Consider the following 23,151-nt stretch of genomic DNA (forward strand, 5'->3'; position numbering starts at 1 on the left):
GAGGTCGGTCCGCATGAGGGAAAATGAGTTACCTGAATTTTCATTGGCTAACCGCAGTGGGACTATGGATCGAAGCGACAACCGAGCAGGAGTAGTTAGTGAGCACTGAGCGAGAAGTGTCTGTCACCGGCGTGCCCACCCAATGGGTCGGGCCGATCCGCGTGAGCGGCAACGCTGTGACGGGCGAAATCGAGGTGCCCTTGGCGACCTACGAGTCGCCGCTCTGGCCGTCGGTCGGTCGCGGGGCGAAGATCTCCCGCATGGTCGAAGGCGGCATCCGGGCGACCGTGGTCGGCGAACGAATGTCGCGCTCGGTACTGTTCGTCGCGCGCGATGGCGCGGCCGCGTTTACCGCCTCGCAGCAGATTCTCGCACGTTTGGACGAGCTGCATGCGGTCGTCGGTTCCGGCAGTCGGCACGCGAAGCTGGTCGATGTGCACCCGGAGATCGTCGGCAATCTCCTCTACCTCCGCTTCGCCCTGCAGACCGGCGACGCCTCGGGCCACAACATGGTGACCCACGCTGCCGACCAGCTGATGACCGAGATCCTCGGCTGGAACCTCGGCCTCGAGTACGGCTCGATCTCGGGCAACTTCTGTACGGACAAGAAAGCCACCGGGGTCAACGGGATCCTCGGGCGCGGCCGCAACGTCGTCGCCGACATCGTCATCCCGCACGAGATCGTCCGCGACAACCTGCGCACCGACGCCGACGAGTTCGTCGACCTGGTGATGCGGAAGAACTACGTCGGCTCCACGATCGCCGGGGCGCTGCGCTCGGCGAACGCGCACTTTGCGAACATGTTGCTCGCCATCTACCTGGCCACCGGGCAGGACGCGGCCAATATCGTCGAGGGCTCCCAGGGATTTGCCTACGCGGAGTCCCGGGACGAAGGACTATACTTCTCCTGTACGCTCCCGCATCTGATCGTCGGTACCGTTGGCAATGGCAAGGACCTTCCGGATGTGGAGAACGCGCTCCAGCGGCTCGGTTGCCGAGAGGAGCGCGAGCCCGGAGGCAATGCGCGTCGTTTGGCGTCGTTGGTGGCTGCCACGGTTCTTTGCGGTGAGCTTTCGCTGTTGGCCGCCCAGACGAATCAGGGCGAGCTGATGGCCACACACAGACAATTCGAACGCGCTAAGGGGCAGAACTGATGACGGCGATTGGCATTCACGACATCGAGTTGGCCACGGCCCATCACGTCGTCGACCTCGCGGATCTCGCCGAGGCGCGCGGCGTGGATCCGGCCAAGTTCCAGAAGGGCCTTGGGCAGGACGAGTTCAGCTTCCCGGCTCCCGACGAGGATGTGGTGACGATGGGCGCGACTGCCGCGCATCGCCTCCTCGAGCGCACCGGCACCGAGGGCGTCCGCACGCTGATGTTCGCGACCGAGACCGGTGTGGACCAGTCGAAGTCGACCGCCGTGTACGTGCACAAGCTTCTCGATCTTCCCGGCGAGGTGCGCTCCTTCGAACTCAAGCAGGCCTGCTATTCGGGGACCGGCGCGCTGCAGGCCGCGATCGGCATCGTCGCCCGCAACCCCGAGGAGCGGGTGCTCGTTATTTCCGCCGATGTCGCGCGGTACGAGATGAACTCCCCGGGCGAACCGACACAGGGCGCGGGCGCTGTGGCGATGCTCGTCGCCGCAGATCCGGCGCTCGTCGAGATCGATCCGGCCTCCGGGGTGTACTCGGAGGACGTGGACGATTTCTGGCGACCGAACGATTCCACTACCGCCGTCGTCGACGGCGGTCTGTCGATCACCGCGTACCTCAAGTCGGTCGAGAAGGCGTGGAAGGATCTCGAGCAGCACGGCGGCCCGTCGATCTCGGACATCAAGGCGTTCGTCTACCACCAGCCGTTCACGAAGATGGCGCGCAAGGCGCAGGCACACCTCGCGCAGGTCACCGGCGCCGAACTCAACGACGGCGCGCTCGACACCGGTTCGGTGTACAACCGGCGCATGGGCAACTCGTACACGGCCTCGCTGTACAGCGCGCTCACCTCGCTGCTGCACCACGAGGACGACCTCACCGGTAAGCGAGTCGGACTCGTGTCCTACGGTTCGGGCAGCGTCGCCGAGATGCTCACCGGCATCGTCAAGGCCGACGAGGACACCCGTCGCCGCGTCCGCGACAAGGTTCTCGGGATGCTCGACGGCCGCGTTCGCCTCTCCGTTCCCGACTACGAGGGGCTGCACGAGAAGACGATGCCCAGCGCCGACGACACCGACACCCCGCGGGTGACGGGCAGTCCGTTCCGCTTCGCCGGTATCCGCGGCCGCGCTCGTCACTACGAGCGGGTCTAACGTCGCTGCCGGGAACCTCCTCGAGCGGGACCGGGACCTGGCTCCACCTCGACCGGGAACCTGGCGCCATTGGAACGCCGCCGTCGAAATCATGTACTTAATGCATGACGAATTCACCAGCATCACGCCCGGCCCGTTCCACGGTCCTACTCTTTCTCGGCTGCCTTTCGGTGACCGGCGTTCTCGTGTCCGCATGCGGCACCGAATTCTCCGGTGACAACGCCTACCGCGCCGAGTCCTTCCGGTTCGACGGGCCCGAATTGCGCGTGAACAGCGACTTCTCCAAGGTCGATGTCCGGGAGGGCGGCGCAGGCGAAGTCACCGTCGCCGAAGATCGCACCGTCATCGGCACGGGCGCCGACTCCCCGCAGTGGACGCTCATGGGCAATGTCCTCGACCTCGGCAAGCCGTGCGGCGGTAAGTCCGTCACCGTCGGTCTGTGCGAGATCACCTACACCGTGACCGTGCCCGCTGGCACGCACGTCGACGTGCAGACTTCGGACTGACGGACTGACCTAGCCGCTTTGTCCCGGCGCGTGCCGCAGCCACTCGAGAACCGCGCGCACGCGCCGGTTCTCGTCATCGGGTGCGAAGCCGAGTTTCCTGAACACCGCCGCCACGTGCTTACTCACCGCGCCGGCACTGAGAAACAGCCGCTCCGAGATCTGCGAGTTACTCAGTCCCTCGGCCATCAACGCGAGTACCTCTTGCTCGCGCGCGGTCAGCGCGGCGACCCCGCTCGTCCGATTGCGCAGCAGCGTCTTCACCACGTCCGGGTCGACGACGGTCTCCCCACGCGCCACCGCCTCGAGCGACGCCAAAAAGTCCCGCACATCGCCCACGCGTTCCTTGAGTAGATACCCGAAGCTGCCGTGTTCGAGCAGCGTGTCCAGGTATGCCGCCGCAACGTATTGGGAGAGTATGACGGCGGGCAGTGCATCCTCCCCGGACGCCGAACGCTCGCGGCGGATCGTGTGGACTGCGGCGAGCCCGTCATCTGCCATGTTCGGAGGCATGCGCACGTCCGAGACGATGAGATCCGGGGAGTGCTCGGCGCACGCCGCGATGAGTTCCGGGGCGTCGGAGACCGCGACGACCACGTGTCCGGCAGCCTCGAGGAGTTGGGCAAGGCCGGCGCGCAACAGCGCGGAATCCTCGGCGAGAACGATCCTCATTCGGCCTCCTCCAAGCGGTGAACGTCCACGGCCGTCCCGGAGCCAGAGTACGTAGTACCCGCCTCGCCCCGCAGCTCCCGCGATGCAGGCAGTTCCAACCTCAGGCGCGCGCCGCCGAGTCTCGAGGACCATTCCAGCGCCGCGTTCCCGCCAAGTGCGGAGGCCCGTTCCCGGAGGCCTGCGACTCCGGTCCCGGAATTTGCATCTAGCGAGGCCTCGGAAAGTCCAGCCCCGTCGTCGTCAACACGGATACCCACCGTCGACCGCGAGAACCGCACCGCGATATCCACGCGCTCGGCGCCGCCGTGGCGGACGGCGTTGGTGAGTCCTTCGGCGGCGCAGTGGTACAGCAACAGCGCCGGGGTCGCGCTGATCGCGGTGCCGGAGCCGGGTTCTATGTCCGTGTGGAGTTCGCCGTCGACCCCGCTGTGCGCAAGCAATTCACCAAGAGCCTCCACGAGTCCTCTGTCCGCAAGAACTTGCGGGTAGATTCCTCGAATCACCTGGCGCAACGCCTCGAGAGCACTACGGGCGTTGAGTTTGGCTTGTTCGAGGGGTTCGGCGAGTTCCGGCGCGTCCGCCGCCTTGAGCTCGGCCGTGGCGATGTTGAGCTGCAGCGCGCTGAGGTACTGCTGCACGCCGTCGTGGAGTTCGCGTTCGATGCGGCTGCGCTCTCCTGTGAAGGCGTCGATGAGTACCGCGCGTGATTCTTCGAGGCGCAACAGATCCTCGCGCGTCGGCGCGTTCGTTGCCGACGTGGAATAGACCGCGGCGCCGGCGATGAGCCAGGACAGGTACGCGAGCGCGAAAAGGAACACGATCGCGAATCCCCAGCCCGCGGCAAGAACGCCGGGAAACCACGACGTGGTCCACCAGCCGAGAGTGAACTCGAGATCCGAGCGAAACAGGGAAATGACCGGAATGACCAGCAGCGAGACCACAGCGGTCGCGCCGATCGCCTCGATGACGAACGCGAGGAGCGAGAGTACGAGCTGGCATGCGAGGTGGACGAATTTCTGCCAGTCGAACCACCTGCCGGCGCGGCGACGTCGAATCGGCACGCCCATCCACCTAGCCCCGGTGGCGCCGAGTTCGTCGGCGATACGCGCGACGAGCGGTAGCCACGGCAAGAGCACGATCGACGCGATGAGCAGCGGGAGCGCGATCACGGCGAGGACGAACGTCCACGCCATCGCGCGCCACGTCGCTGCGGCGAGGATGAACCGTAGCGGGTTGTGGCGAAAGCCCCTCGGCCAGCGTGCGCGGTGTTCGGGCGGACGGTCCATGGGCACCGAGCTTAACGGCTCAGGAAGCCCGACACAGTAGAGCTGGCTCCACCTCGGCACGGAACTCCGCGCCATATCGCGGACGTATGACATGAGATGAACTCGAGGACATGAACACAACAACGCGACAGGCCGGGCCATTCGAGCCACGGCAACAACCGAGTGCGCACCAGATGTCCGCAGCGTCGTCTCCCTCGATCATCGCCGAGAACCTCGGGATGCGATACGGAACCACAACGGTTTTCGAAGGACTGAATCTGAAGGTGCTTCCGGGACGGATTCTGGTACTCGCCGGACCTTCGGGGGCCGGCAAGACAACGCTGCTCAACCTCTTGTCGGGGTTGGACTCGGCGACTGCGGGCAGGGTGAACGCTCCCGGCCGGACCCAGCGCGGTTTCGTGTTCCAGGACTATAACCTGCTGGAATCGCTGTCCGCCTGGGATAATGCACTGCTGTCGGGGAGGCTGCTGGGGAAGCGGGTGAACAAGGCGGCGGCGCGCGCGACGTTCGCGGAACTGGGACTCGACGGCCTCGAGCGTCGGCTCCCGCACGAACTTTCCGGCGGGCAGCAGCAACGCGTCGCCGTGGCTCGGGTGCTGATTGCGCGGGTGCCCTTCATCTTCGCCGACGAGCCGACCGGCGCGCTCGACGCGCGGAGCGCGGACATCGTCCTCCGCAACCTGCGCGGCGCGGCCGACCGAGGCGCGACCGTGGTTCTCGTGTCCCATTCGCCTGAAGGATTGAGCTGTGCCGATGACATCGTGGAAATCGGAGGCGGCCGATGAACAGCGTGGTGATGGATGTGGCGCGCAGCGATATTCGAGCCAATGCGCTCTCCTGGTTGGCGTTCGCGCTCACCTATGTCGCCGCAGGCACAGGGGTAGCGTGCGCGCTGGCCTTCCTTGTCACCGGGGGAGGGGAATCCGAGGAACTCGGCGGCACGGTTCTCGGGATGGCCCTGGTGTCTGTCTTCGCGTCGACGGCGACGCTGTCCGGGCTGATCGTCAATGAGCGCCGACGCGTGTATGCGAGCTGGAAGATGGCGGGGATGTCGGGGGCTGCGGCGTCCGCCGTCATACTTTTCCAGGTTGTGGCGGTCGCGGGGCTGAGCTCTCTGGGCGGGAGCCTGGTCGCGCCGCCGATTGTGGGTGCGATGGTTGCGAGGGTCAGGCTGGAAGGGGTCGATGTGGGGGATCCGCGGGTGAATCTCGCCGTTATTGCGATCGCGGTGGGGATCTGCGCGTCCGGCGCTGTCGGGGGATCGCTCGGCCGGGCGGTGTCGGTGGGGTGGCGGCCCGCCGTGAAGGCCGCGCGAGGCGCCGCCGTGCCCAAGGTGCGGCGCGGCGTGTGGGCGACGGTGTTCGGGCTGACATTCGCCGGGACAGGGCTGATCCTGCCGTTCACCGGGGAGATGCGCGGGGATCCGACCGCCGGCGTAGGCATTGCGACGATCGTGCTGCTTGCGATGGTGTGCCTGATGCCGTGGTTTATTCGGCCGGTGCTGCAGTGGACGCGAGCGCTGCATGCGTGTGGAGTCACTGCACGGGTAGCGACGGGTAGCGCGCGGGCACGGACGGCGTACACCTCGGCACAGGTCGTGCCGTGGTTCCTTCTGGCGGGAATGGTGGTGGGCGTTGGCTCGCCGATCAAGGCGCTTTCCGGGGTCGAGGAAGGGGCGGGGGTGTCGAGCCTCGGGCTGACGTTCGTGCTGCTCGCCCCCGCGCTGGTGCCGGCGCTTGTCGCGGGCGTCGGGTCGATGTGCGTGATGGCGCCGCGGACTCGGGCCGATGAACGGACGCTCGCGCGAGCGGGGGCGTCGACCAGGCAACGCAACCGCGCGCTGCTGTGGGAGGCATCCGCCGTGACCGCGACCGTGGGGATTCTGACGCTGGGCCTGGCGCTGGTCGGCGTCGCGTTGACCAACGTGACCGCCACCGGCTCCGCGTTTCCCTCCGCGTGGTGGGCGAGCATCTTGTGGTTGCCGCTGGTGGCGATCCTCTCGGCGATGTTCGCCCTGATGGCAGGGGTCAAGATGATGCTGCCGCGGGGTCGGGCCTAGGGCGTGAGCGGTGACGGCGCGGGGACGACTTGGTGCCGGGGCCCGATTCGCGCGTCTCTGCGTGTAAACACGATCGAACGTGCCGAAACAGGCCCTAGGGAGCCCCAGAAGATCTGTTTGAGCACGTTCGATCGTGATTGCGGCGTTGAGGGAGGCGCGCGGCAGGGCAGAGCCCGCGCGAGTCAGCGATCCTCGGCGTCCGTGTCGGCGCCGTGGTGGCTGTCGCCCTCGCCATCGTCGTCCTCGTCGCCATCCTTGTCGGCAGAGAACGCCACCGCCAGCGCGATTCCGATGCCCATGCCGACGGGAATGCCCAGAAGGATGTTGTCCATGGCGACGCCGATGCTGATGCCCAAGGCGACCCCGATCGCCAGGCCGATGGCCCAGCTCTCCTTGTTCGGGTAGTTCCGGGAGGACTGCGGAGATGGCGGAGGAGATGGCGGAGGAGTCATGGCCTCACTCTAACGGCGGAAGTCCTCCGACGCGCCGCGTCGCTGCAGCCGCGCCCACTCGGCGAGGCCCTGCGGATCCTTGCGCGAGACGAGGAAGTACCAGCCGAAACGCACGATCTCCTGCGGCAGCAGCTTGCGCATGCCCGGTTGGCTGAGCAGGTAGCCACGATTGCGGTAGGTGAAGAACCGCTTCCCCTCATCGTCGGGGTACTGCGTGTGCATCCGCCCGCCGAGGATCGGCTTGAACTCGCCCGAACCGTTGGGGTGCAGGTACGCCGCCGTCAGACACGTGCCGAAGCGCACGCCCGAACGTACGAGCCGCCGGTGGATCTCCACCTCGTCGCCGCGGATGAACAGCCGCAGATCCGGCACGCCCACGCGGAACAGGCAGTCCGCGGTGAACAGCGCGCCGTTGAACAGCGAGGCGATGCCGGGCAGCAGGTCGGAGGAATCGACATTGCCCTCGGCGTCCGGCTCGAACAGCTCCGAACGCAGCCGCCGCCACGCAAGCCCCCGGCGCAGCGGGAACGCCAGTCGATCGGGATCGTCGATGTCGGCGACCACCGGGGAGACCTCGTCGAGGCCATGCCGCGAGGCGCAATCCAGCAGCGTTTCCAGGACCTCGGTGCTTTCGGGACGTCCGTCGTCATCGGCACACCAGACGCGGTCGGCGCCGAGTGCGAGGGCCTGGAGCATGCCGAGCGCGAAACCGCCGGCGCCGCCCAGATTGTGGCGGCTACCCACATAGGATGACGGCGCCGGAAGCGATTCCACGAGTTCGCGAACCTCGGGCTCGTCGGCATTGTCGACGACGATGACGTGGTCCACCGGGCGGGTCTGTGAGCACACGAGCTCGAGCGAGCGGCGCAGCGGTTCGAGGCGCTTGTGGGTGACCACGACCGCGATGATCTTCTCGCCGGATGTGCCTCCGTTCGCAGGCGTTCCGGATGTGCCAGATGACGGCGGGGTGGGGGAGGTCATCGGGCCTGGCCTCCTTCGGCGGCGTTCGCGGCTGCTTTCGCCTCGGCCGCGCGATCCTTGGCGAGGCGGTCGAGCGATTCGCGCACGGCCTTTCCGGCATCGGGCCCCTCGTAGGCGGTAACGACCTCCTCGATCTCGCCGGTCTGGCGGATCTCGCCGTGGTCGATCCACATCGCCGAGTCGCAGAGCTGGGCGAGGAAGTCGTTGGAGTGCGAGGCGAAGACGAGGATGCCCGAGCGCTCGACGAGCTTCTCGAGGCGGATGCGCGCCTTCTTCATGAACTCGGCGTCGACCGCGCCGATGCCCTCGTCGAGGAGGAGAATCTCCGGATCGATGGAGGTGACTACGCCCATCGCCAGGCGCACGCGCATGCCCGTGGAGTAGGTGCGCAGCGGCATGGACAGGTAATCGCCGAGTTCGGTGAAGTCTGCGATCTCGTCCATCTTCTGCTGCATCTGCTTGCGGGTCTGGCCGAGGAAGAGCCCGCGGATGATGATGTTCTCGAAGCCGGAGATCTCCGGGTCCATGCCGACGCCGAGGTCGAAGACCGGGGCGACGCGGCCGCGGATCTGCGCGGCCCCGCGCGTGGGTTCGTAGATGCCCGAGAGCAGGCGGAGCAGCGTCGACTTGCCGGCGCCGTTGTGGCCGACGAGGCCGATGCGGTCGCCCTCCTTGAGGTTGAGGTTGATGTTCTTGAGCGCCTCGACGACGACCACGTTGGAGTCGGTCTTGCCGATCGCGCCGCCTGCCGAGCCGAGGACGGCCTTCTTCAGCGAGCGGGACTTGGCGTCGAAGATCGGAAAGTCGACGCAGGCGTTCTCGCACGTGATCGAGACTTTTGAGCGAGCCATGGTGTGTGCGTTCCTTTCCTAAACCCAGTACGGGACGCGCGAGCGGTACTGGCGCATGATGACGAGCGCGAGCAGCAGGCCCGCCGCAGTGCAGCCGAGGACGATCCACCAGTGGTAGGCGTCGATCGGCTCGCCGATCATGGGCGCGCGGATGATCTCGAGGTAGTGATACAGCGGGTTGATCTGTGCGAGCTTGGCGCGCTCGGCGACGTCGCCGCCCTGCTGCTCGAGGGTGGCGGTCGTCCAGACGATCGGGGTCATGTAGAACGCGAGCTGGACGAGAGAATCGAGCAGCGGCGCGACATCGCGGAAGCGGGTGGCGATGATGCCGAAAAGCAGCGTGACCCATACGCCGTTGACGACGAGCAGCGCGAGCGCGGGCAGGGCCAGCAGGAGTTCCCAGCCGAGCGGTCTGGGGAACACGATCATCAAAATGACCCAGATGATGATGTTGTGCGCGAGGAAGAGGAGTTGCTTCCACACGAGCCTGTAGATATGTACCGACAGCGCGCTCGGCAGCTGTTTGATGAGGCCCTCGTTATAGATGAAGACTTCGGAGCCCTCCTTGATGCAGCCGGAGATGAAGTTCCAGATGATCAGGCCCACGGCGACGTGGGGGAGGAACTCGGCGAGATCCATCTGGAACAGCACCGAATACAGCAGGCCCAGAGCCAGGGCCATCACGCCCGTGGCGACTGTGATCCAGATCGGGCCGAGGGTGGAGCGCCGGTAGCGCTGTTTGATGTCCTGCCAGCCAAGCTGTAGCCACAGCTGGCGCTGGCTGAAGCCGCGGGTCAGATCCTCGAAGGCGCGCTTGAACGTGCGTGAGTCGCTGACCAGCGGAGCCGAGCTGGTCTGCGGCTCTGGCTGCGCGGTTTCGGTACTTGAATCGTTGCTCACGTGGGCAAACCTTACCCGTTGGGAATGAGAAAGCCGTGTCGCGAGGACGGAGGCGTCCGCAATGAGGAGATCATCGGCGACCAGGCCGGGAGGGACGCTCTGGCCACGCACCTGGCAGCGTTGCGGGCCATCGCCGACGGATAGTCGGAGGCGTCGCCTACGGTGTGGGGCATGGGAAACCGCCACTCGCCGGAGGCGAGTTTGTCCGCCGACGAGGCGCGGCGTATTGCGCTGCGCGCCCAGGGCTTTATCGGCGCCCCGGACCGGAAGGCGGGCGTGCGCGGGGTGCTGCGCAGCCTCGGGACGGTGCAGCTCGACACGATTTCGGTGCTAGCCCGCTCGCATGAGCTCGTCGCGTATGCGCGCCTCGGCGCGGTGGGTCGGGAGCGAGTGGACCGCGCCTACTGGAGCGATGCGCACTCCTTCGAGTACTGGTCGCATGCCGCGTGCATCCTGCCGATCGAGGAATGGCCGCTGTTCGCGTTCCGGCGCCGCGCGCACCGCGAGCGGACGATGTGGGGCAAGGGAGTGTCCGAGCGCACCTACCGCGACATGCTCGCACAGCTGCGCGAGCGCGGGCCGCTCACCTCGACCGAGCTCGGCGGCGCGAAGAAGACTGCGGACTGGTGGGACTGGAGCGAGACGAAGATCGCCGTCGAGGCGGCGCTCGCCAAGGGGGACGTGGTGTGCACGACGCGCCGCGGCTGGAAGCGCGTGTACGACCTCGCCGAGCGCGCAGTTCCCGCCGAGCTTCGGGAGCAGGACCTCAGCGACGCCGAATGCCATCGCCGGCTCGTCCGACAGGCCGGCATCGCGATGGGCGTGGCCACGCGCTCCGATCTCGCCGATTACCACCGCATCCGCGGCGCCGACGTCGATGCGGTCATCGGGGATACCGGACTCGTTCGGGTTGACGTCGCCGGCTGGAAAGACCCGGCCTGGGCTGATCCCGCGGCGCTGGAACAGCTGCCGCGCGGCCGCCATCGCACCACTTTGCTGTCGCCCTTCGATTCGCTGATCTGGCATCGCCCGCGCACCGACCGCATCTTCGACTTCACCCACCGACTCGAGGCGTACGTGCCCAGGCCGAAGCGAATCCACGGCTACTTCGCGATGCCGATTCTCGCCGGCGGAAAGCTCATCGGTCGGGTCGATCCTGGCCGCGACGGCGGGGCGCTCGTGGCCAGGCAGATCTCGTTGTTCGACGTCAGACATGCTCCGCAGGCTGCCTCTGCGCTGCGCGAGGCGGCGACGTGGGTGGGCGCCGAGGAGGTGCGCATCGACCGCTGCGACGAGCCGGCGGTCGCGGATTCGCTTCGTTCCGAACTCTCGGGGCACGCCAGCTGATCGTCGGGCCCAACTATGCTGTCGGGCCGTCCGGATCCCGCCGCACGCCGAACTGCTCGAAGTCGGGCGTATGCCCGGGCTCCTCGGCGACCTGGCCGACGATATCGGCGAACCTGGGGCAGCGGCTGATGTCGTGATTGCGGCAGCGCAGCGCATGCTCGGTCATCGCGCGGGACAGCGCGATCTCGCGGGATAGCTGATCGAGCTTGTCGAGGTGCGCCTCGAGGATCCGGTGCCGGTCGGCGTTGTCCATGTCGAGCATCGCCTTGATCTCCGGCAACGCCATCCCCGCGCGCTGATTGTGCTGGATCGCGAGGATCCGGACCAGGTCGTCGAGCCGGTAGCGGCGGTATCCGGCCGCCGTCCTCTCGGGGTGTAGCAGTCCCTCGTCCTCCCAGTGGCGCAGCACGTGCGTCGCCACGCCGACTCGCTCGGCCATCTCGCCCACGGTCCAGGTGGTTGCGGCCTGGTTCGCGGTGTTCTCGGTCATATACTTTCCCCCAACGCTTGCCTTCAGGTCGGCCTGAAGGTGAATGCTTCGAGTATGACGCAGCAACAGAACCAAGAAAAGTCTCACAACGACATGCCCCACTTCGACGCCGTCGTTATCGGCGGCGGGCCCGCCGGCCTGCAGGCCGCGCTCACCGCCGGCCGCGTGCACCGCTCCGTCCTGCAGCTCGACTCCGGCGACTACCGCAATGCCACCGTCACCGAGATGCACAACCTCATCGGCCGCGACGGCACGGCGCCGGCGGATCTCCGGGCCGCGGCGCGCGAGGAACTCTCCCGCTACGACACGATCACCAGCCGCACGACATCCGTAGAGTCCATTGCGCGCGCCGCTGAGGTCGACGGTCGTCCACGATTCACCGTGCACCTCGCAGACGGGGAGGAGGTGAGCACCTCCGCCGTCATACTTGCCACTGGGATTCGCGACGAACTCCCTAACGTCGATGGGATAGCCGAGTCGTGGGGCGGGCGCATCGCGAACTGCCCGTTCTGCCACGGGCACGAATTCTCGGGGCAGCGCGTCGGGATTCTCGGGGCCATGCTGGCCACGCACCAGGCGCTCATGCTCGGCCCGATCGCGTCCGAACTCGTGGTGTTCACCCAGGGGGAGGATGTGCACGATTCGCTGCGCGCCGAGAGGATCGAGTTGGTGGATGGGGCCGTCGAACGGGTTGCCGAGTATGACGGCGGGCTCACGATCAGCTGCGCGGGCGGCCGTGATGTCGAGGTCTCCGGTCTCTTCGTGATGCCGAAGATGCACCAGCGCGCCGAGTTCGTCGCCGACCTCGAACGCGACATGGGGCTGGAGATTTCCGAGGGCGGGTTCGTGCGTGTCGATGAGCGCGGACGGACCTCGGTGCCCGGTATCTACGCTGCCGGCGATATGGCCGTGGGGCCGAATCTGCCGATGCCGATGTTCAGTGTCGGCAACGCGATCGGCGGCGGCTTGGCGGCCGGAGCGACGAGTGTCGCGGACGCGATCATGCCGCGGTAAAGCCCCGGCGCACACGACATTTCGATCTGGCAACGAGCCGTGTAGGCCGCACGGAATTGTGGAAACATCGCGGGCGATGACTTCAGATGCTCGCCTGATCGACCGCTTCCGCGTGGGGCTCTACGCCTTGCCCCTGCCTGCGTTCGCGCTCTTGGCGTTCGTGATCGTCGTCCCGCTGATGCGTATCGTGGGCCTCGCAACCAGGAAATGGGATCCAGGTTTCGAACTTTCGCAGCAGGGGAGCGTCGCGTTCACGGCAATCTTCGGTGCGGCTGTGGTGGTCGGAATTACGGTGGGCGAGCATTCTCGCCGGAAGAGGTTCGACGGCGCCCAGGATCGAGCTGCGTACCAGCACGCTGTCGACCGCGAAGTCCTGCCTGACTCTGGCATTCCGATGCACTGGCGCGAGCAGCTGCTCACCGAAATCGCGGACCGTTCAGGGTCACTTTTCGGCGCAATCGCTTTCGCGGTCGCATTCGGATTCGTGATCGCCGCGATGATCGTGCGCGGCGGTGAATGGCCGTTGGTAGTGGCGGCAATCGCGGCGTACGGAGTAATGGTGACCGTACTCCTTTTGCAGGTGCGGCGTTCCAAGAAGGTCGAAAGAATGTATGCGGCGAGCAGCCCCCGGCGCATGGAGGGAGCGCAGTGACGGCGTTGAGTTCTTTGGAACTGAGGCTTCGTGGGTTTTTCTATCGCTTACCTTTGATTCTCTGCGCCGTGATTGCGGCGTTGGCAGTAGTACTAGTGATGTTCGGGCTATTCGGATCGCGAGTCGTTGCCCAGGAATCGCAGTCGGGCGAAGGCGGGTTTCCCGTGTTTCAGGCAGGCGTCGGTTCCGTGATGGCTGCGTTCTTCATCTGGTGGGGCGAACGAAATAAGCGTGCCGAGTTTCCGGATGCGGAGGAACGCCTTCGATTCGATCGCGTTGTGCTCGACCCTACTTCCGTAGGAGAGGGCGAAGTGCTCCCCTCGGAATGGAGAAAGGAGCTTCGCTCCATCGCCGACAGCAAGGCCATGGGATTCATTGGATTTGTGCTTCTCGCGCCTGTCGCATTGATCGGCATTGTTGTCCCCGCAAGCAACGGCGAGGCGATCTGGCCGTCGGTCGTCTTCGTGTCGACGTTATTCGCACTCGTCGCGGTTGGAGCGGCACTCGGTATTCAACGCGCTCGCAATGCTGAGCTGGCACTGGGGATCAGCCAATCGGACAAGGTCGCGTGATGCGTTCTTCGTTCCTCCCGCCGTCGCAGGTCGAAGAGCTTCGCATGCGCATGTACTCACGCTCGGTCTTCGTGTACGCGTGGGCAACCGGCGCCGGCGTGCTCGCGTGCCTGCTTATTGTGCTCGGGCTTTTCCATGCAATTGGACTATTCGAAAATTCGTCGTGGACCGAGTTGGCGAGCATCGGCGTATTCGCCGCAGTAGCTGCGGGAGTCGGCACATACGCGGGAGAGCGAAAATACCGGCGAGACTTTCATAGCGCCCGCGACCGTGCGGCCTACATGACTGCCCTCGACACCGGAAACGTCCCGCCGGAAGGTATCCCGGAGCACTGGATTAAGCGGATGCACACCGATGAAAAGAACGTCGTCGTGGTGTCGATGATGTTGTCCGTTTTGGTTGTCTTTCCGCTGGTATTCCTCGTGTTCCGCTTCGCAGCCGGTGACGCACTGCTTCCCGGCGTGCTTTTCGCGGTAGTCGTGGTCGGTTTGGCGGTGGCTGCGCTCATCCCCAGCATCCTGCGGATCGCGCGGGCTGGCCGGTTCGTGCGCAACGCGGACACCCGCCGCTAGACCTCGAGCAGCAACTTCCCGCTCGACTCGCCCGACTGCAGGCGCTGCAGAGCCTGCGCGGCATCGGCCAACGCAAACCTCTCGGACACCTGGGTCTTGATCCGGCCTGCTTCGATCAGCGGCCATACGTTCTCGACCACCTGGCGGCAGATCTCGCCCTTGCCCGTCGGACCCTCGACGGGACGCTTGCGCAGGTTCGTCGCGATCACGCCGCCGCGCTTGCCGAGCAGCTCGGCGATGTTGAGCTCGCCGGAGATCCCGCCCTGCATACCGATGATGACCAATCGGCCGTCGTCGGCGAGCGCGGCGACGTTGCGGCCCAGGTACTTGGCGCCCATCACGTCGAGGATCACGTCGGCTCCGAAGTCGCCCGACTCGGCAGTGTGCTCGCGCAGCACGTCGACGAAATCGGATTCGCGGTAGTTGATCGCCAGCCCCGCCCCGAGCTCGCGGCACGCGGCGACCTTCTCGGCCGAACCCGCCGTGGCCGCCACATCGATATCGAAGGCGGCGGCCAGCTGGACCGCGAACGACCCGATGCCGCCGCTGCCGCCATGGACGAGGAGGCGGGGGCGCCGCCCGGGCCGGGAAAGTTTCGTCAGGTCCGCCGTCATAAAGAGGTTTGACCACACGGTGCACGCGACCTCCGGCAGGGACGCAGCCTCGGCCAATGACACGCCCGAAGGAATAGGCATAACCTGGGCCGCCGGAACCGCGACGCGCGTGGCATAGCCGCCACCGGCGAGCAGCGCGCAGACCTCCGCGCCCGGACGCAGGTGCTCGGCGGCCCACTCGGCAGCGCCCTCGATATTCTCGCCGACTTCGACGATCTTCCCCGAACACTCCAGGCCGATCGTCGCGGGCGCGCCGGACGGCGGTGGGTATAGCCCCTGCGACTGCATCAGGTCGGCACGGTTGACGGCGGACGCCGCCACCTCGATGACGACCTCGTCCGGGCCGGGCACCGGATCGGGAACCTCCGCGAGTGCGAGCGAGGAGGGTCCAACGGATTCGTCGTGCGTGATTGCCTGCATGGCCCCAACCTACGCCGTGCGCCGGGTCAGTGGGCTTTCGTCGAGGCTCCGGCTGAGGCGCCGATCGTGGCGCCGTCCCCGCCGGTGATCCGGTCGTAGAACTTCCACTGTGCGTCGCCCCCGCGGTCGGCGCAGCGGCGGTAGCGCTCCGCCCCGGACAGCGCATATGCGCTGCGCGCCAGGTTGATAGGCAGTCGCATTGCCGGGTACCACGGCAGCACTAGCGCGGGCAGGCCGAGCGCGCGCATCGTGCGCGGACCGAGGAACGCGGCTGCCACCGACAGGTGTTGTGCCCGCGCGAGACGGCGGCGCACCGGCTCGAACGCGCCGAACGACCAGCGCAGCGGATCGCTCGCCATGGGCGCCGCGAGAAGCGCACTCGTCTCGTCCGGTTCCGACTGCGCCGACACGAGGTGGCACAGCAGGCGGATGGCGTCGCGGAAATCGCGCGGCAGAAACTCATCGCGCACGCCCATGAGCCAGCCGACATAACGCGTGAGATGCGCTATCGAGTCGAGCTCGCGCGGTGTGCACACCACACCCATCGTCAGCGCCCCCGCTCCCGGCGCGATGAGCGCACCGGCCAGCGTCGCGCCCATATCCGTCTGGTTGACGGGCACGCCCCAACGTGATTCGTCCCAGTCGTCCATGGCGCGTACGTGCCGCCGGACCAGCGAGTGGATAAGCCGCACGTGCACCGTCGACGTGAACCCCGCAGCCCACGGTTCGAGCCCGCCGTCGCCCGTGACGTCGAGCGCCCACCGCATCGTCTCCGCGAAACGCTGGTTCGCCCCCTTCTCCAGCGCGCCCGTCCGCACGAGCGTCTTGTTGAGGTCGGAGAATTGGTATCCGCCCATCAGCGCGACATCCCGCGCGAAATACATCCCGTCGCACCCGCCGCGGCGCAACGCCCGCGCACCCTCGGCTAGAACACCGCGATCGACCCAGTCAGGGGTGTTCTCGACGGTCTCTACCGCGCGCTTCACCGCATCGTGGCGGATGACGTCGGAGGTATCTCCGCTCGCGAAGGCGCCGTGGATCTCGCCTCGCTCCGGACCGGTGGCCTCCGTCGCCATCCATTCGGCCAGGGCATCGAACTCGGCGTCGCCGGAATTCATGGAGGAGCCGATGAGCTGCCATTGCGCCGGCGCCGGATCGCCCACTCGCCACACCATCGACATGGCCTAGAATGAGCCCTTCGACTTGCCTGGGTGCGGCCGGAATCTGCTCGGCGGGGGAGTCGATCGTTCGTCCGGCATTGCGTGCACATCCCTAGGCGGCAGAGGGGTGGCCGCCGCTCGCTTGTGGGCCACGTCACATATCGTGTCACATATATAACCGCCCGGCAATGGCGCTCCGGGGCGGACCTTGCGGGATTTCGTGCGTCGTCGCGGCTTCCCGTTAGGATGGCAATGCGCGCGTGGTTCCCACGCGCGGGGGAAGTGTGGCAGAGCGGCCGAATGCACTCGCCTTGAAAGCGAGCGTGCCTAAACAGCACCGGGGGTTCAAATCCCTCCGCTTCCGCAGAGAAGGGCCAGGTCAGAGAGATAATCTCGACCTGGCCCTTGTTTCGTTCGAGCGGTGGTCGGCGAAGTTGACACACGAGTTGACACATTCGACCTGGCAATACTCCTAGAATTACTCCTGTGGCGAGGATTCCTGAGGGCGTGAAGCGGGTCGAGTACAAGAGCGGAACGGTCCGGTACGAGATCCGCGTAGACGCCGAGGTCAACGGTGTCAGACGTCAGAAGCGGCTCCGATTCGAAACCGTCCGGGAGGCCTCGGACAAGCTCAAGGAGTTGCGGGCGGCTGCGGCGCAGGGGCGCCTGGTGCCGACCACGGGCTTGACCGTGGCCCGGGCGATCGAGGAGTGGCTGGAGGCCCAGCAGCTCGCGCCGTCGACGCGGGCCGCGTACTCGGCCGCGCTGGCACCGGTGGCCGAGAGGTATGGCAAGCGCAAGGTGCAGACCATCGAGAAGGCCGACGTCGTCGCACTGATCAAGGACCTACGCGAGGGCACGGGTCCGGGTGGTCGGAAATGGGCGCGGACGTCGATCAATCCTATGAGGGCCCGGTGGGAGTCGGTGTGGGAGGACCTCGTCGAGCAGGGAAAAGTTGCTCGAAATCCGGTGGAACTCGTAAAGCCGTTGCGCAAGCGTGATGACCCTGTGGCATCAAAAAGCAAAGGCCCACTGGATCTTTCGGATCGTCTGACCGATGCCGAGGTGGCGCGGCTGGAAGCTGCTCACCCGCCGACACCACCGGCGGATGCTCACATGCGGTCGGCCCCGTACCTCGCCGCGATGAGGGCCCCGATGATTGCGCTCGGACTCCTCGGACTGCGCCGGGGCGAGATGGCCGGGTTGCGATGGTCGTCGATTGATCTGGAGCACGGGACGATGAAGGTCGCGATGGCCACCCGAGTCGCGGTGCGGGGCAAGATCATCGAGCAGTCGGTGGGAAAGACGGCGTCGGCCGGGCGGTGGCTGCCCCTTCCAGATCCGACTCTCGCGGTGCTACGGGCGGCGAAGTCGCGTCAGGAGGCCGAGCAGGCGCGGTACGGGGAGCGGTGGCGTGGTGGGTCCGATCCTTACGTGCTGACACAGCAGAACGGTCGTCCGACGAGCCCGCGGACGCTCAATTTCTGGTGGAACGATGCGTTGGAGTCGGCGGGTGTATCGCATCGACGGTTGCACGCGTCGCGCCACACTGCGGCGTCACGACTGATCTCGATGGGTGCCTCTCCCGCAGAGGTGGCGAAGTGGCTGGGCCACGCAGATGGCGGCGAACTGGTGCTGCGGACGTATGCACACGTCCACGAGGATGACCTGCGGTCACTGGCGTCAGCGCTCGATTACAGCCGTGAGCGGGTGGTTCCGGCGGATCGAGGACCTGTGCATGTGGTCGATCAGGAACTGCCAGCACACGCTGCCGATAAGCTGGGGATGGTGCGGGACCCGGAGACGGGTGAGTGGGACCTGCCGTAGGCCTGGCCACTGTTCGAGCAGCCGTCCGAGACGCGTGGTCCGAGCGGTTGCTCGTGGCCCCGCATTCCTTCGCCCGGGCTTCTCACCACCGGTCGGTCGGTTGTTCGAGGAGCTGCTCGATCTGCACTTCGACCAGCTGGTCGAGGGGTTGCTCGTGAAGCTCGTCAGAGGTACCCGTGTTCCTTCACCCGACTTCTAACCACGACCACGACCAGCTGATCGACCCGCGGGTAGAAGTCGGGGGTGAACCGGTAGGTGGGTTCGTGATCGGTTGTTCGAGCGGTTGTCCGTACAGCTGGTCGAGCAGAACTTCGAGACCGTGTCACATGTTCCTTCACCCGACTTCTAGACACCCGCTCGACCAGTTGTCGGTAGAGCTGTCCGAGACACCCGCCCGAGGAGCTGCTCGGACCGTGTAGGGATGTCGGGATCGAAAGTCGTCCCTACAGGCCTCCCTACAGGGTAAAAACGCAGGCCAAGGGGTGTTTCTACCTGTTCATGTAGGGATGTAGGGATCTTTTTAGAACTCTACGCGGGGGGAAGAATCGAGCTTCGCTCGCTCTATAGGCATGGAAGAACTCTTTCCTCGATTCGTCCCTACATCCCTACACGGGGTGGTCGATTGGTGTTCTGAGCAGGGGAAACGGCCTGTAGGGATCTGATCGGGTCCCGACATCCCTACAGGGTCGCGACATCCCAGTGGGGTCAAACATTTTTTTGCTCGTGTCGAGCCTGTATTTAGGCATTCTCTCGTGAATATTCAGCTGTTAGGAAAGGTGCTGGTGGCGGCTCGATCGGACGTTTGAGTGTAGCGGAATACCATTACCCGTCAAGGATAGTTTGACCGCTTGACCTGCGCATTTAGCCGTTCCTGATACTTGCGGCCTGTTGGCATTTCGTGGAATCTGTAGGCACGAGAACGCATAGGAAAGGAGTGGAAATGGCTGAATCGACATGGTTGACCGTCGAGGAGTACGCCGCGCTGAAGCGTCGGAGCAAATGGACGATCTACCGGCATATCAAGCAGGGTCTGATTCCCGGCGCGGAGCAGGTCGTCGAACACGGCGAGATTCGGATTCCAGTTCCGGCGTCCGTCGCCTGACAAAAAGATGAGCGCCGCACCTCTGCAAAGGAGCGACGCTCGGAACCTAACCACCACAGAAAGGTTTTACTGATGACATCTTACGACGATTCGATCGATCGTGTCGAGTTCTCGTTCGATCGCGACGAGCTGGGGTTCACCCCACCTCCCGCGCCTCCGGAGCAAACTGTCGACCCGGTTTTGACCGAGGACGAAGTGCTGGAGCTGGCCACTGTTCGGGCGGTGGCCGCACTGCGGAGGGGGCCGTTGCCGGCCCCGGCGAAGGCGGCTAGGACGGTGTGCGAGTGGACTGCGGCCGTGTACGAGGGCTGGAAGAAGAAGGACGACGAGAGCAAGGAGGGCAAGAAGGCGAAGGGTGCCGCTGGTGCCGCTCCTCCGAAGGGGATCACGCACCGTCAGGCCGCTGAGCTGACGATGCTGTACTTGCCGGTCGCGCTGATCCCGGCCGTGGAGACCGAGCCGGATCGCGACGTCGCGCTCCTAGCGGTGTACAACGCCGATGACGGGCTCTACGAGCAGTGCTCGGGTCGGACGAACCAGATCACGGTCTTCTTGAGGCGCCTTGCATACGATGCGAATGACCGCTGGATCGGCGAAACGCTCTCGGCCATTCGCGACCTGGCGCCGTTGCGGTATCAGTGCACCGACCCCGATCTGGTGGCGCTCGACGACTGTGTCTACAAGATGTCGACGGGCGAGAGGCTGCCGTACACGCCCGATCTGGTCTTCATGGCGAAGGCGCGGACAAAGCTGCCCGAAGTCGAGCCGGAGCTGCCGCGTATTGAGAATCCGGATGGCACGTGGTGGGACCCGGCGAGCTGGTTGCTGGAGACGATGGGGACACCGGAGCTGGCGCGCCAGATCCACGAGGTGAACAACCGGATCTTGCGGCCGCGGGCGTTTGGCGATGACAAGGTCATCATGCTCTATTCCGAGTCTGGATCGAACGGCAAGGGCACCGTCTTGGAGATGCAGCGGTGCATGGTCGGCGGTGAAAGAGGCCTGCGGTGCGCCTCGATCGGCCTGGAGAACTTCGGCGGCGACGCCCGGGATTTCATTCTCACGTCGCTACTGAATGCCGCCGTCAATCTCTCCGATGAGTCCGACCCCGACGGATTCATGAAGTCGTCGGCGATGCTCAAGGCGATCGGCTCGCATGACCCGGTTCTGATCAATCGGAAGAACCGGGATGCGGTCACCACGAAACTCTTCGTGACGATGGTTTTCTCGATCAACAAGCTGCCGAAGATGAAGGACAAGAGTCAGGCGATCGACCGTCGGCTCTATATCATCCCTTTCGGTCAGCGATTCATGAGCGACGGAACGACTGACATCAAGCGGAATCCCCGGATCAAGAGTGACTACCTCAAGCGCCCTGAGGTGAGGGAATGGTTCGTCTGGCAAGCACTCAAGGTGATCGGCCCGATCACCGAGATGAGCACGCCGCCGTCGGTGGCCGAGGTCCTCGAGGAGTTCCGCGAGGCCAATGATCCCATTGTCGACTTCTGGCGGCGATACGAGCCTCAGTTCGCTGTGACTGATCTCGGCCATCTTCCGCTGGAGATGTTGTACGACCTCTACAAGGCCGAATCCCGTGCCCGACGGGGCACCAGCGCAGGTGTCGAGTCGATCAGGAACTTCTCCGACCGACTGGTCGAGGAAGCCGCACGGGGTGGTGTATGGCGCGAGGAGCGCAATGCTCGGGATCGCGTGCAGAAGTCGCTCGCATCTTGGGCCGATACCTGCGCTGGCCAGGTCGCCCCGATCATTCAGGATCTGGGTCGTTCGTGGGCTGATCTGCGGCCGGATGGTGCCACCCACGAGTTGGTGTCGGGTGACGAGCGAGTGGCGCGGTGGGGACGCGATCTGGAAGGGCTGCCCATCGGCACGCTCCGCTCGCAGAAGTCTCTGGCGCTGCCGCGGCGGGCGTCATGCCTCGTGCGTGATCTTCAGGTCGCGCCGCAGTTGCTCGACCACGTACCGGCGGAGGTCTCCTCGCCTTTGGCCGATCCCTCCGCGGAGACCACCGACGACGTCCCGGATCTCGCCCCGCTTACCGCGGCTGAGATCGCCGAGATTGCGACCTGGGCCAATCGCGGTGTGCCGGCCGGTGTGCCACCCGCCCCTGCCCCCGTCTGGGCGGAGGTGAGGGAATGAACCGCAAAGACCGACGAGCAGCGCAGCGCGGACGCGGGCCGATGGGTCCGGCACAGTTCGAGCGTGAGCTGCGCCGGGTTGTCCGTGGCGACCCGGACTCCGATCCGGTCGTGGCTGCCTTCTGGCGCGACCAGAGCACGGAGTGGGATGTGGCCGCGGCCGTCGACCACCCGGACGGAATCGAGGCGCTGAGGCGCCGATGAACCACTAGTCGCTCCAGTAGAACACCCCCGCACAGCGTGTGCGGGGGTGTTTTCTGCTGTCCGACAGACGATTTCGCGCCCTACCCAGAGGCGTTGAAGCCCTCAGTGGAAGGCTGAGACTGCTCGCGGGCGCAAGGTAGCGGCCTCCTGGGGGCTACGCTCGACCCTTCGGTGGGCGTCATAGCCTTCTGCTTGCGTCCCTGTGCGATCTATGACGCCAGTCGCGGATTTCGTTGCGGCGCTGTGGCCTTCACGGCGCCCCCGCATGGCGTCATAGACGCCTCACGGCTCGGGATCGCATGGCCTATGACGCAAGTTGGAGTCGTTGTAAAGGCGTTGTCGAGGCACTGTGGCCGCTGGTATGGGGCGTCAGTGCCTCATCTTGGTGACACGGCCTCCAGCGGGAGGCGTGGAAGACGCTTCGTAGCGTCCATAGAGCCTCAGCATGGACGCCAGTGGAGGGCTATACAGCCACTCCGTTGCGGCACTAGGACCACGGGTTTCGTTGTGGGGTAATGGTTTCCCCCACCGACTTCTCTTCTGGCGTCGTCCCGCTCCCTCGATCAGACCCCCGTCCAGACGGTCCGCCGAGGACCGCCGGGTTCACGCTCTGGACCGGTAGCGGACCACGGTCCGGTACCGGGTCTATCCTCTCGCCGCGGCTGGCCGGCTCCCGTGTCAGCGGGGCCTGCCCGACCGTGGCTCTTGTGCAGGTGCACCGGGTGGATCGACTGTGATCGGCTCCCTGGAACACCACAACGCTGGCCCACGAGGCCAGCCGACGCCGGAGGCGGCGGTGCAGCCGAGGGGCGGGCCTGGCCGCCGTAGGCGGCGGGCACGCCCGGGCTAGCGATGATCCCGAACCACCGGCGATCGACCTCCCGGCCACCGTCGGGATCGCTCCCGGGCGGGCGGTCGACCGTCGGCAGTGCCCCGAGGGGGTATCGGCGAGGGTATCGAGGACGGGTAGGGCGTATACGCGGCGACCTGGGCTTTTGCCGGGCGTGTA

At 65.9% G+C, this 23,151-nt stretch carries 23 protein-coding genes and 1 tRNA gene; 15 read left to right on the forward strand and 9 right to left on the reverse strand.

Annotated features, from left to right (window positions below; translation table 11 throughout):
• Positions 1-98: 98 nt before the first annotated feature.
• The 3 genes from BJL86_RS01310 (at position 99) to BJL86_RS01320 (ending at position 2,814) form a co-directional block, all read left to right on the forward strand.
• A complete protein-coding gene (locus BJL86_RS01310) occupies positions 99-1,154 on the forward strand; it encodes a hydroxymethylglutaryl-CoA reductase (protein WP_067476138.1) in 1,056 nt (351 codons plus the stop codon).
• Positions 1,154-2,308 carry a hydroxymethylglutaryl-CoA synthase gene (locus tag BJL86_RS01315; RefSeq protein WP_067476136.1) on the forward strand — a complete coding sequence of 385 codons (1,155 nt, stop codon included), beginning with the start codon at positions 1,154-1,156 and terminating at the stop codon, positions 2,306-2,308. The genes BJL86_RS01310 and BJL86_RS01315 overlap by 1 nt, the downstream gene beginning before the upstream one ends.
• 104 nt (positions 2,309-2,412) lie before the next feature.
• Positions 2,413-2,814: a hypothetical protein gene (locus tag BJL86_RS01320; protein WP_067476134.1), complete on the forward strand. Its 402-nt coding sequence runs from the start codon at positions 2,413-2,415 to the stop codon at positions 2,812-2,814.
• A gap of 9 nt (positions 2,815-2,823) precedes the next feature.
• Here the strand turns inward: BJL86_RS01320 and BJL86_RS01325 are convergent, their stop codons facing one another.
• Together BJL86_RS01325 and BJL86_RS01330 are read right to left on the reverse strand one after the other, a co-directional pair.
• Complete coding sequence (locus BJL86_RS01325) at positions 2,824-3,483, reverse strand: response regulator transcription factor (protein ID WP_067476132.1); 660 nt, start codon at positions 3,481-3,483, stop codon at positions 2,824-2,826.
• Entirely contained in the window at positions 3,480-4,769 is a 1,290-nt protein-coding gene (locus tag BJL86_RS01330; protein WP_067476131.1) for a sensor histidine kinase, read from the reverse strand. Before BJL86_RS01330 ends, BJL86_RS01325 begins: the two co-directional genes overlap by 4 nt.
• 110 nt (positions 4,770-4,879) lie before the next feature.
• Between BJL86_RS01330 and BJL86_RS01335 the strand changes: the two genes are divergently transcribed.
• Together BJL86_RS01335 and BJL86_RS01340 are read left to right on the forward strand one after the other, a co-directional pair.
• Positions 4,880-5,554, forward strand: coding sequence for an ABC transporter ATP-binding protein (locus tag BJL86_RS01335; RefSeq protein ID WP_231887253.1), 675 nt, complete (start codon positions 4,880-4,882; stop codon positions 5,552-5,554).
• Positions 5,551-6,828 carry a hypothetical protein gene (locus BJL86_RS01340; RefSeq protein ID WP_067476128.1) on the forward strand — a complete coding sequence of 426 codons (1,278 nt, stop codon included), beginning with the start codon at positions 5,551-5,553 and terminating at the stop codon, positions 6,826-6,828. Before BJL86_RS01335 ends, BJL86_RS01340 begins: the two co-directional genes overlap by 4 nt.
• Before the next feature lie 182 nt (positions 6,829-7,010).
• On the opposite strand, the gene BJL86_RS01345 is transcribed toward BJL86_RS01340, so the two are convergent.
• From BJL86_RS01345 to wzm, 4 genes are read right to left on the reverse strand one after another with little or no spacing between them, the layout of a single operon-like run.
• Positions 7,011-7,280, reverse strand: a complete 270-nt coding sequence (locus BJL86_RS01345; protein ID WP_156515374.1) for a glycine zipper domain-containing protein — start codon at positions 7,278-7,280, stop codon at positions 7,011-7,013.
• Between the two features lie 9 nt (positions 7,281-7,289).
• A complete protein-coding gene (gene glfT1 / locus BJL86_RS01350; RefSeq protein WP_082908602.1) occupies positions 7,290-8,261 on the reverse strand; it encodes a galactofuranosyltransferase GlfT1 in 972 nt (323 codons plus the stop codon).
• Complete coding sequence (gene wzt, locus BJL86_RS01355; protein ID WP_067476125.1) at positions 8,258-9,112, reverse strand: galactan export ABC transporter ATP-binding subunit Wzt/RfbE; 855 nt, start codon at positions 9,110-9,112, stop codon at positions 8,258-8,260. Before wzt ends, glfT1 begins: the two co-directional genes overlap by 4 nt.
• An 18-nt stretch (positions 9,113-9,130) precedes the next feature.
• Positions 9,131-10,012 (reverse strand): galactan export ABC transporter permease subunit Wzm/RfbD, encoded by an 882-nt coding sequence (gene wzm / locus BJL86_RS01360; RefSeq protein ID WP_067476122.1) that lies wholly within the window; start codon positions 10,010-10,012, stop codon positions 9,131-9,133.
• A gap of 171 nt (positions 10,013-10,183) precedes the next feature.
• Between wzm and BJL86_RS01365 the strand changes: the two genes are divergently transcribed.
• Entirely contained in the window at positions 10,184-11,359 is a 1,176-nt protein-coding gene (locus BJL86_RS01365; RefSeq protein WP_067476119.1) for a winged helix-turn-helix domain-containing protein, read from the forward strand.
• A gap of 13 nt (positions 11,360-11,372) precedes the next feature.
• Here BJL86_RS01365 and BJL86_RS01370 read toward each other — a convergent pair whose 3' ends face one another.
• Positions 11,373-11,849, reverse strand: coding sequence for a MerR family transcriptional regulator (locus BJL86_RS01370; protein ID WP_067476151.1), 477 nt, complete (start codon positions 11,847-11,849; stop codon positions 11,373-11,375).
• Positions 11,850-11,903: 54 nt separating this feature from the next.
• On the opposite strand from BJL86_RS01370, the gene BJL86_RS01375 reads away from it, so the two are divergent.
• The 4 genes from BJL86_RS01375 to BJL86_RS01390 all read left to right on the forward strand — a co-directional run bounded on the left by BJL86_RS01375 (position 11,904) and on the right by BJL86_RS01390 (position 14,659).
• Positions 11,904-12,863 carry an NAD(P)/FAD-dependent oxidoreductase gene (locus BJL86_RS01375; RefSeq protein ID WP_197487614.1) on the forward strand — a complete coding sequence of 320 codons (960 nt, stop codon included), beginning with the start codon at positions 11,904-11,906 and terminating at the stop codon, positions 12,861-12,863.
• A 76-nt stretch (positions 12,864-12,939) separates the two neighbouring features.
• The gene (locus tag BJL86_RS01380) at positions 12,940-13,515 is read left to right on the forward strand and encodes a hypothetical protein (RefSeq protein ID WP_067476113.1); all 576 of its coding nucleotides are present in this window, start codon (positions 12,940-12,942) and stop codon (positions 13,513-13,515) included.
• Positions 13,512-14,087, forward strand: a complete 576-nt coding sequence (locus BJL86_RS01385) for a hypothetical protein (protein WP_156515373.1) — start codon at positions 13,512-13,514, stop codon at positions 14,085-14,087. The genes BJL86_RS01380 and BJL86_RS01385 overlap by 4 nt, the downstream gene beginning before the upstream one ends.
• A complete protein-coding gene (locus BJL86_RS01390) occupies positions 14,087-14,659 on the forward strand; it encodes a hypothetical protein (protein WP_067476107.1) in 573 nt (190 codons plus the stop codon). Before BJL86_RS01385 ends, BJL86_RS01390 begins: the two co-directional genes overlap by 1 nt.
• Here BJL86_RS01390 and BJL86_RS01395 read toward each other — a convergent pair.
• The gene (locus BJL86_RS01395; RefSeq protein WP_067476104.1) at positions 14,656-15,693 is read right to left on the reverse strand and encodes an NAD(P)H-quinone oxidoreductase; all 1,038 of its coding nucleotides are present in this window, start codon (positions 15,691-15,693) and stop codon (positions 14,656-14,658) included. The two genes, BJL86_RS01390 and BJL86_RS01395, sit on opposite strands and share 4 nt — an antisense overlap.
• Positions 15,694-15,719: 26 nt before the next feature.
• Positions 15,720-16,874 carry an oxygenase MpaB family protein gene (locus BJL86_RS01400; RefSeq protein WP_067476101.1) on the reverse strand — a complete coding sequence of 385 codons (1,155 nt, stop codon included), beginning with the start codon at positions 16,872-16,874 and terminating at the stop codon, positions 15,720-15,722.
• Between the two features lie 257 nt (positions 16,875-17,131).
• Between BJL86_RS01400 and BJL86_RS01405 the strand changes: the two genes are divergently transcribed.
• The 5 genes from BJL86_RS01405 (at position 17,132) to BJL86_RS16910 (ending at position 22,142) form a co-directional block, all read left to right on the forward strand.
• Positions 17,132-17,217: transfer RNA gene (locus tag BJL86_RS01405), tRNA-Ser, on the forward strand.
• 122 nt (positions 17,218-17,339) lie between these two features.
• Positions 17,340-18,680 (forward strand): tyrosine-type recombinase/integrase, encoded by a 1,341-nt coding sequence (locus tag BJL86_RS01410; RefSeq protein ID WP_156515372.1) that lies wholly within the window; start codon positions 17,340-17,342, stop codon positions 18,678-18,680.
• A gap of 940 nt (positions 18,681-19,620) precedes the next feature.
• Positions 19,621-19,782, forward strand: coding sequence for a helix-turn-helix domain-containing protein (locus BJL86_RS16905; protein WP_156515371.1), 162 nt, complete (start codon positions 19,621-19,623; stop codon positions 19,780-19,782).
• A 72-nt stretch (positions 19,783-19,854) separates the two neighbouring features.
• The gene (locus BJL86_RS01415) at positions 19,855-21,939 is read left to right on the forward strand and encodes a DUF5906 domain-containing protein (protein ID WP_067476096.1); all 2,085 of its coding nucleotides are present in this window, start codon (positions 19,855-19,857) and stop codon (positions 21,937-21,939) included.
• Positions 21,936-22,142, forward strand: coding sequence for a hypothetical protein (locus BJL86_RS16910; protein WP_156515370.1), 207 nt, complete (start codon positions 21,936-21,938; stop codon positions 22,140-22,142). Before BJL86_RS01415 ends, BJL86_RS16910 begins: the two co-directional genes overlap by 4 nt.
• Positions 22,143-23,151 lie beyond the last annotated feature (1,009 nt).

The sequence above is a fragment of the Dietzia timorensis genome, from assembly GCF_001659785.1.
Lineage (GTDB): Bacteria > Actinomycetota > Actinomycetes > Mycobacteriales > Mycobacteriaceae > Dietzia > Dietzia timorensis.

Excerpts from the sequence above, each read along its gene's own strand:
- BJL86_RS01345 (WP_156515374.1), bottom strand. The coding sequence starts at position 7,280 with ATGACTCCTCCGCCATCTCCTCCGCCATCTCCGCAGTCCTCCCGGAAC.
- BJL86_RS01400 (WP_067476101.1), bottom strand. The coding sequence starts at position 16,874 with ATGTCGATGGTGTGGCGAGTGGGCGATCCGGCGCCGGCGCAATGGCAG.
- BJL86_RS01315 (WP_067476136.1), top strand. The coding sequence starts at position 1,154 with ATGACGGCGATTGGCATTCACGACATCGAGTTGGCCACGGCCCATCAC.
- BJL86_RS01375 (WP_197487614.1), top strand. The coding sequence starts at position 11,904 with ATGACGCAGCAACAGAACCAAGAAAAGTCTCACAACGACATGCCCCAC.
- BJL86_RS01320 (WP_067476134.1), top strand. The coding sequence starts at position 2,413 with ATGACGAATTCACCAGCATCACGCCCGGCCCGTTCCACGGTCCTACTC.
- BJL86_RS01370 (WP_067476151.1), bottom strand. The coding sequence starts at position 11,849 with ATGACCGAGAACACCGCGAACCAGGCCGCAACCACCTGGACCGTGGGC.
- BJL86_RS01340 (WP_067476128.1), top strand. The coding sequence starts at position 5,551 with ATGAACAGCGTGGTGATGGATGTGGCGCGCAGCGATATTCGAGCCAAT.
- BJL86_RS01335 (WP_231887253.1), top strand. The coding sequence starts at position 4,880 with ATGAACACAACAACGCGACAGGCCGGGCCATTCGAGCCACGGCAACAA.
- glfT1 (WP_082908602.1), bottom strand. The coding sequence starts at position 8,261 with ATGACCTCCCCCACCCCGCCGTCATCTGGCACATCCGGAACGCCTGCG.
- BJL86_RS01395 (WP_067476104.1), bottom strand. The coding sequence starts at position 15,693 with ATGCAGGCAATCACGCACGACGAATCCGTTGGACCCTCCTCGCTCGCA.
- BJL86_RS01390 (WP_067476107.1), top strand. The coding sequence starts at position 14,087 with ATGCGTTCTTCGTTCCTCCCGCCGTCGCAGGTCGAAGAGCTTCGCATG.
- BJL86_RS01325 (WP_067476132.1), bottom strand. The coding sequence starts at position 3,483 with ATGAGGATCGTTCTCGCCGAGGATTCCGCGCTGTTGCGCGCCGGCCTT.
- BJL86_RS01380 (WP_067476113.1), top strand. The coding sequence starts at position 12,940 with ATGACTTCAGATGCTCGCCTGATCGACCGCTTCCGCGTGGGGCTCTAC.
- BJL86_RS16910 (WP_156515370.1), top strand. The coding sequence starts at position 21,936 with ATGAACCGCAAAGACCGACGAGCAGCGCAGCGCGGACGCGGGCCGATG.
- wzt (WP_067476125.1), bottom strand. The coding sequence starts at position 9,112 with ATGGCTCGCTCAAAAGTCTCGATCACGTGCGAGAACGCCTGCGTCGAC.
- BJL86_RS01330 (WP_067476131.1), bottom strand. The coding sequence starts at position 4,769 with ATGGACCGTCCGCCCGAACACCGCGCACGCTGGCCGAGGGGCTTTCGC.
- BJL86_RS16905 (WP_156515371.1), top strand. The coding sequence starts at position 19,621 with ATGGCTGAATCGACATGGTTGACCGTCGAGGAGTACGCCGCGCTGAAG.
- BJL86_RS01365 (WP_067476119.1), top strand. The coding sequence starts at position 10,184 with ATGGGAAACCGCCACTCGCCGGAGGCGAGTTTGTCCGCCGACGAGGCG.
- BJL86_RS01415 (WP_067476096.1), top strand. The coding sequence starts at position 19,855 with ATGACATCTTACGACGATTCGATCGATCGTGTCGAGTTCTCGTTCGAT.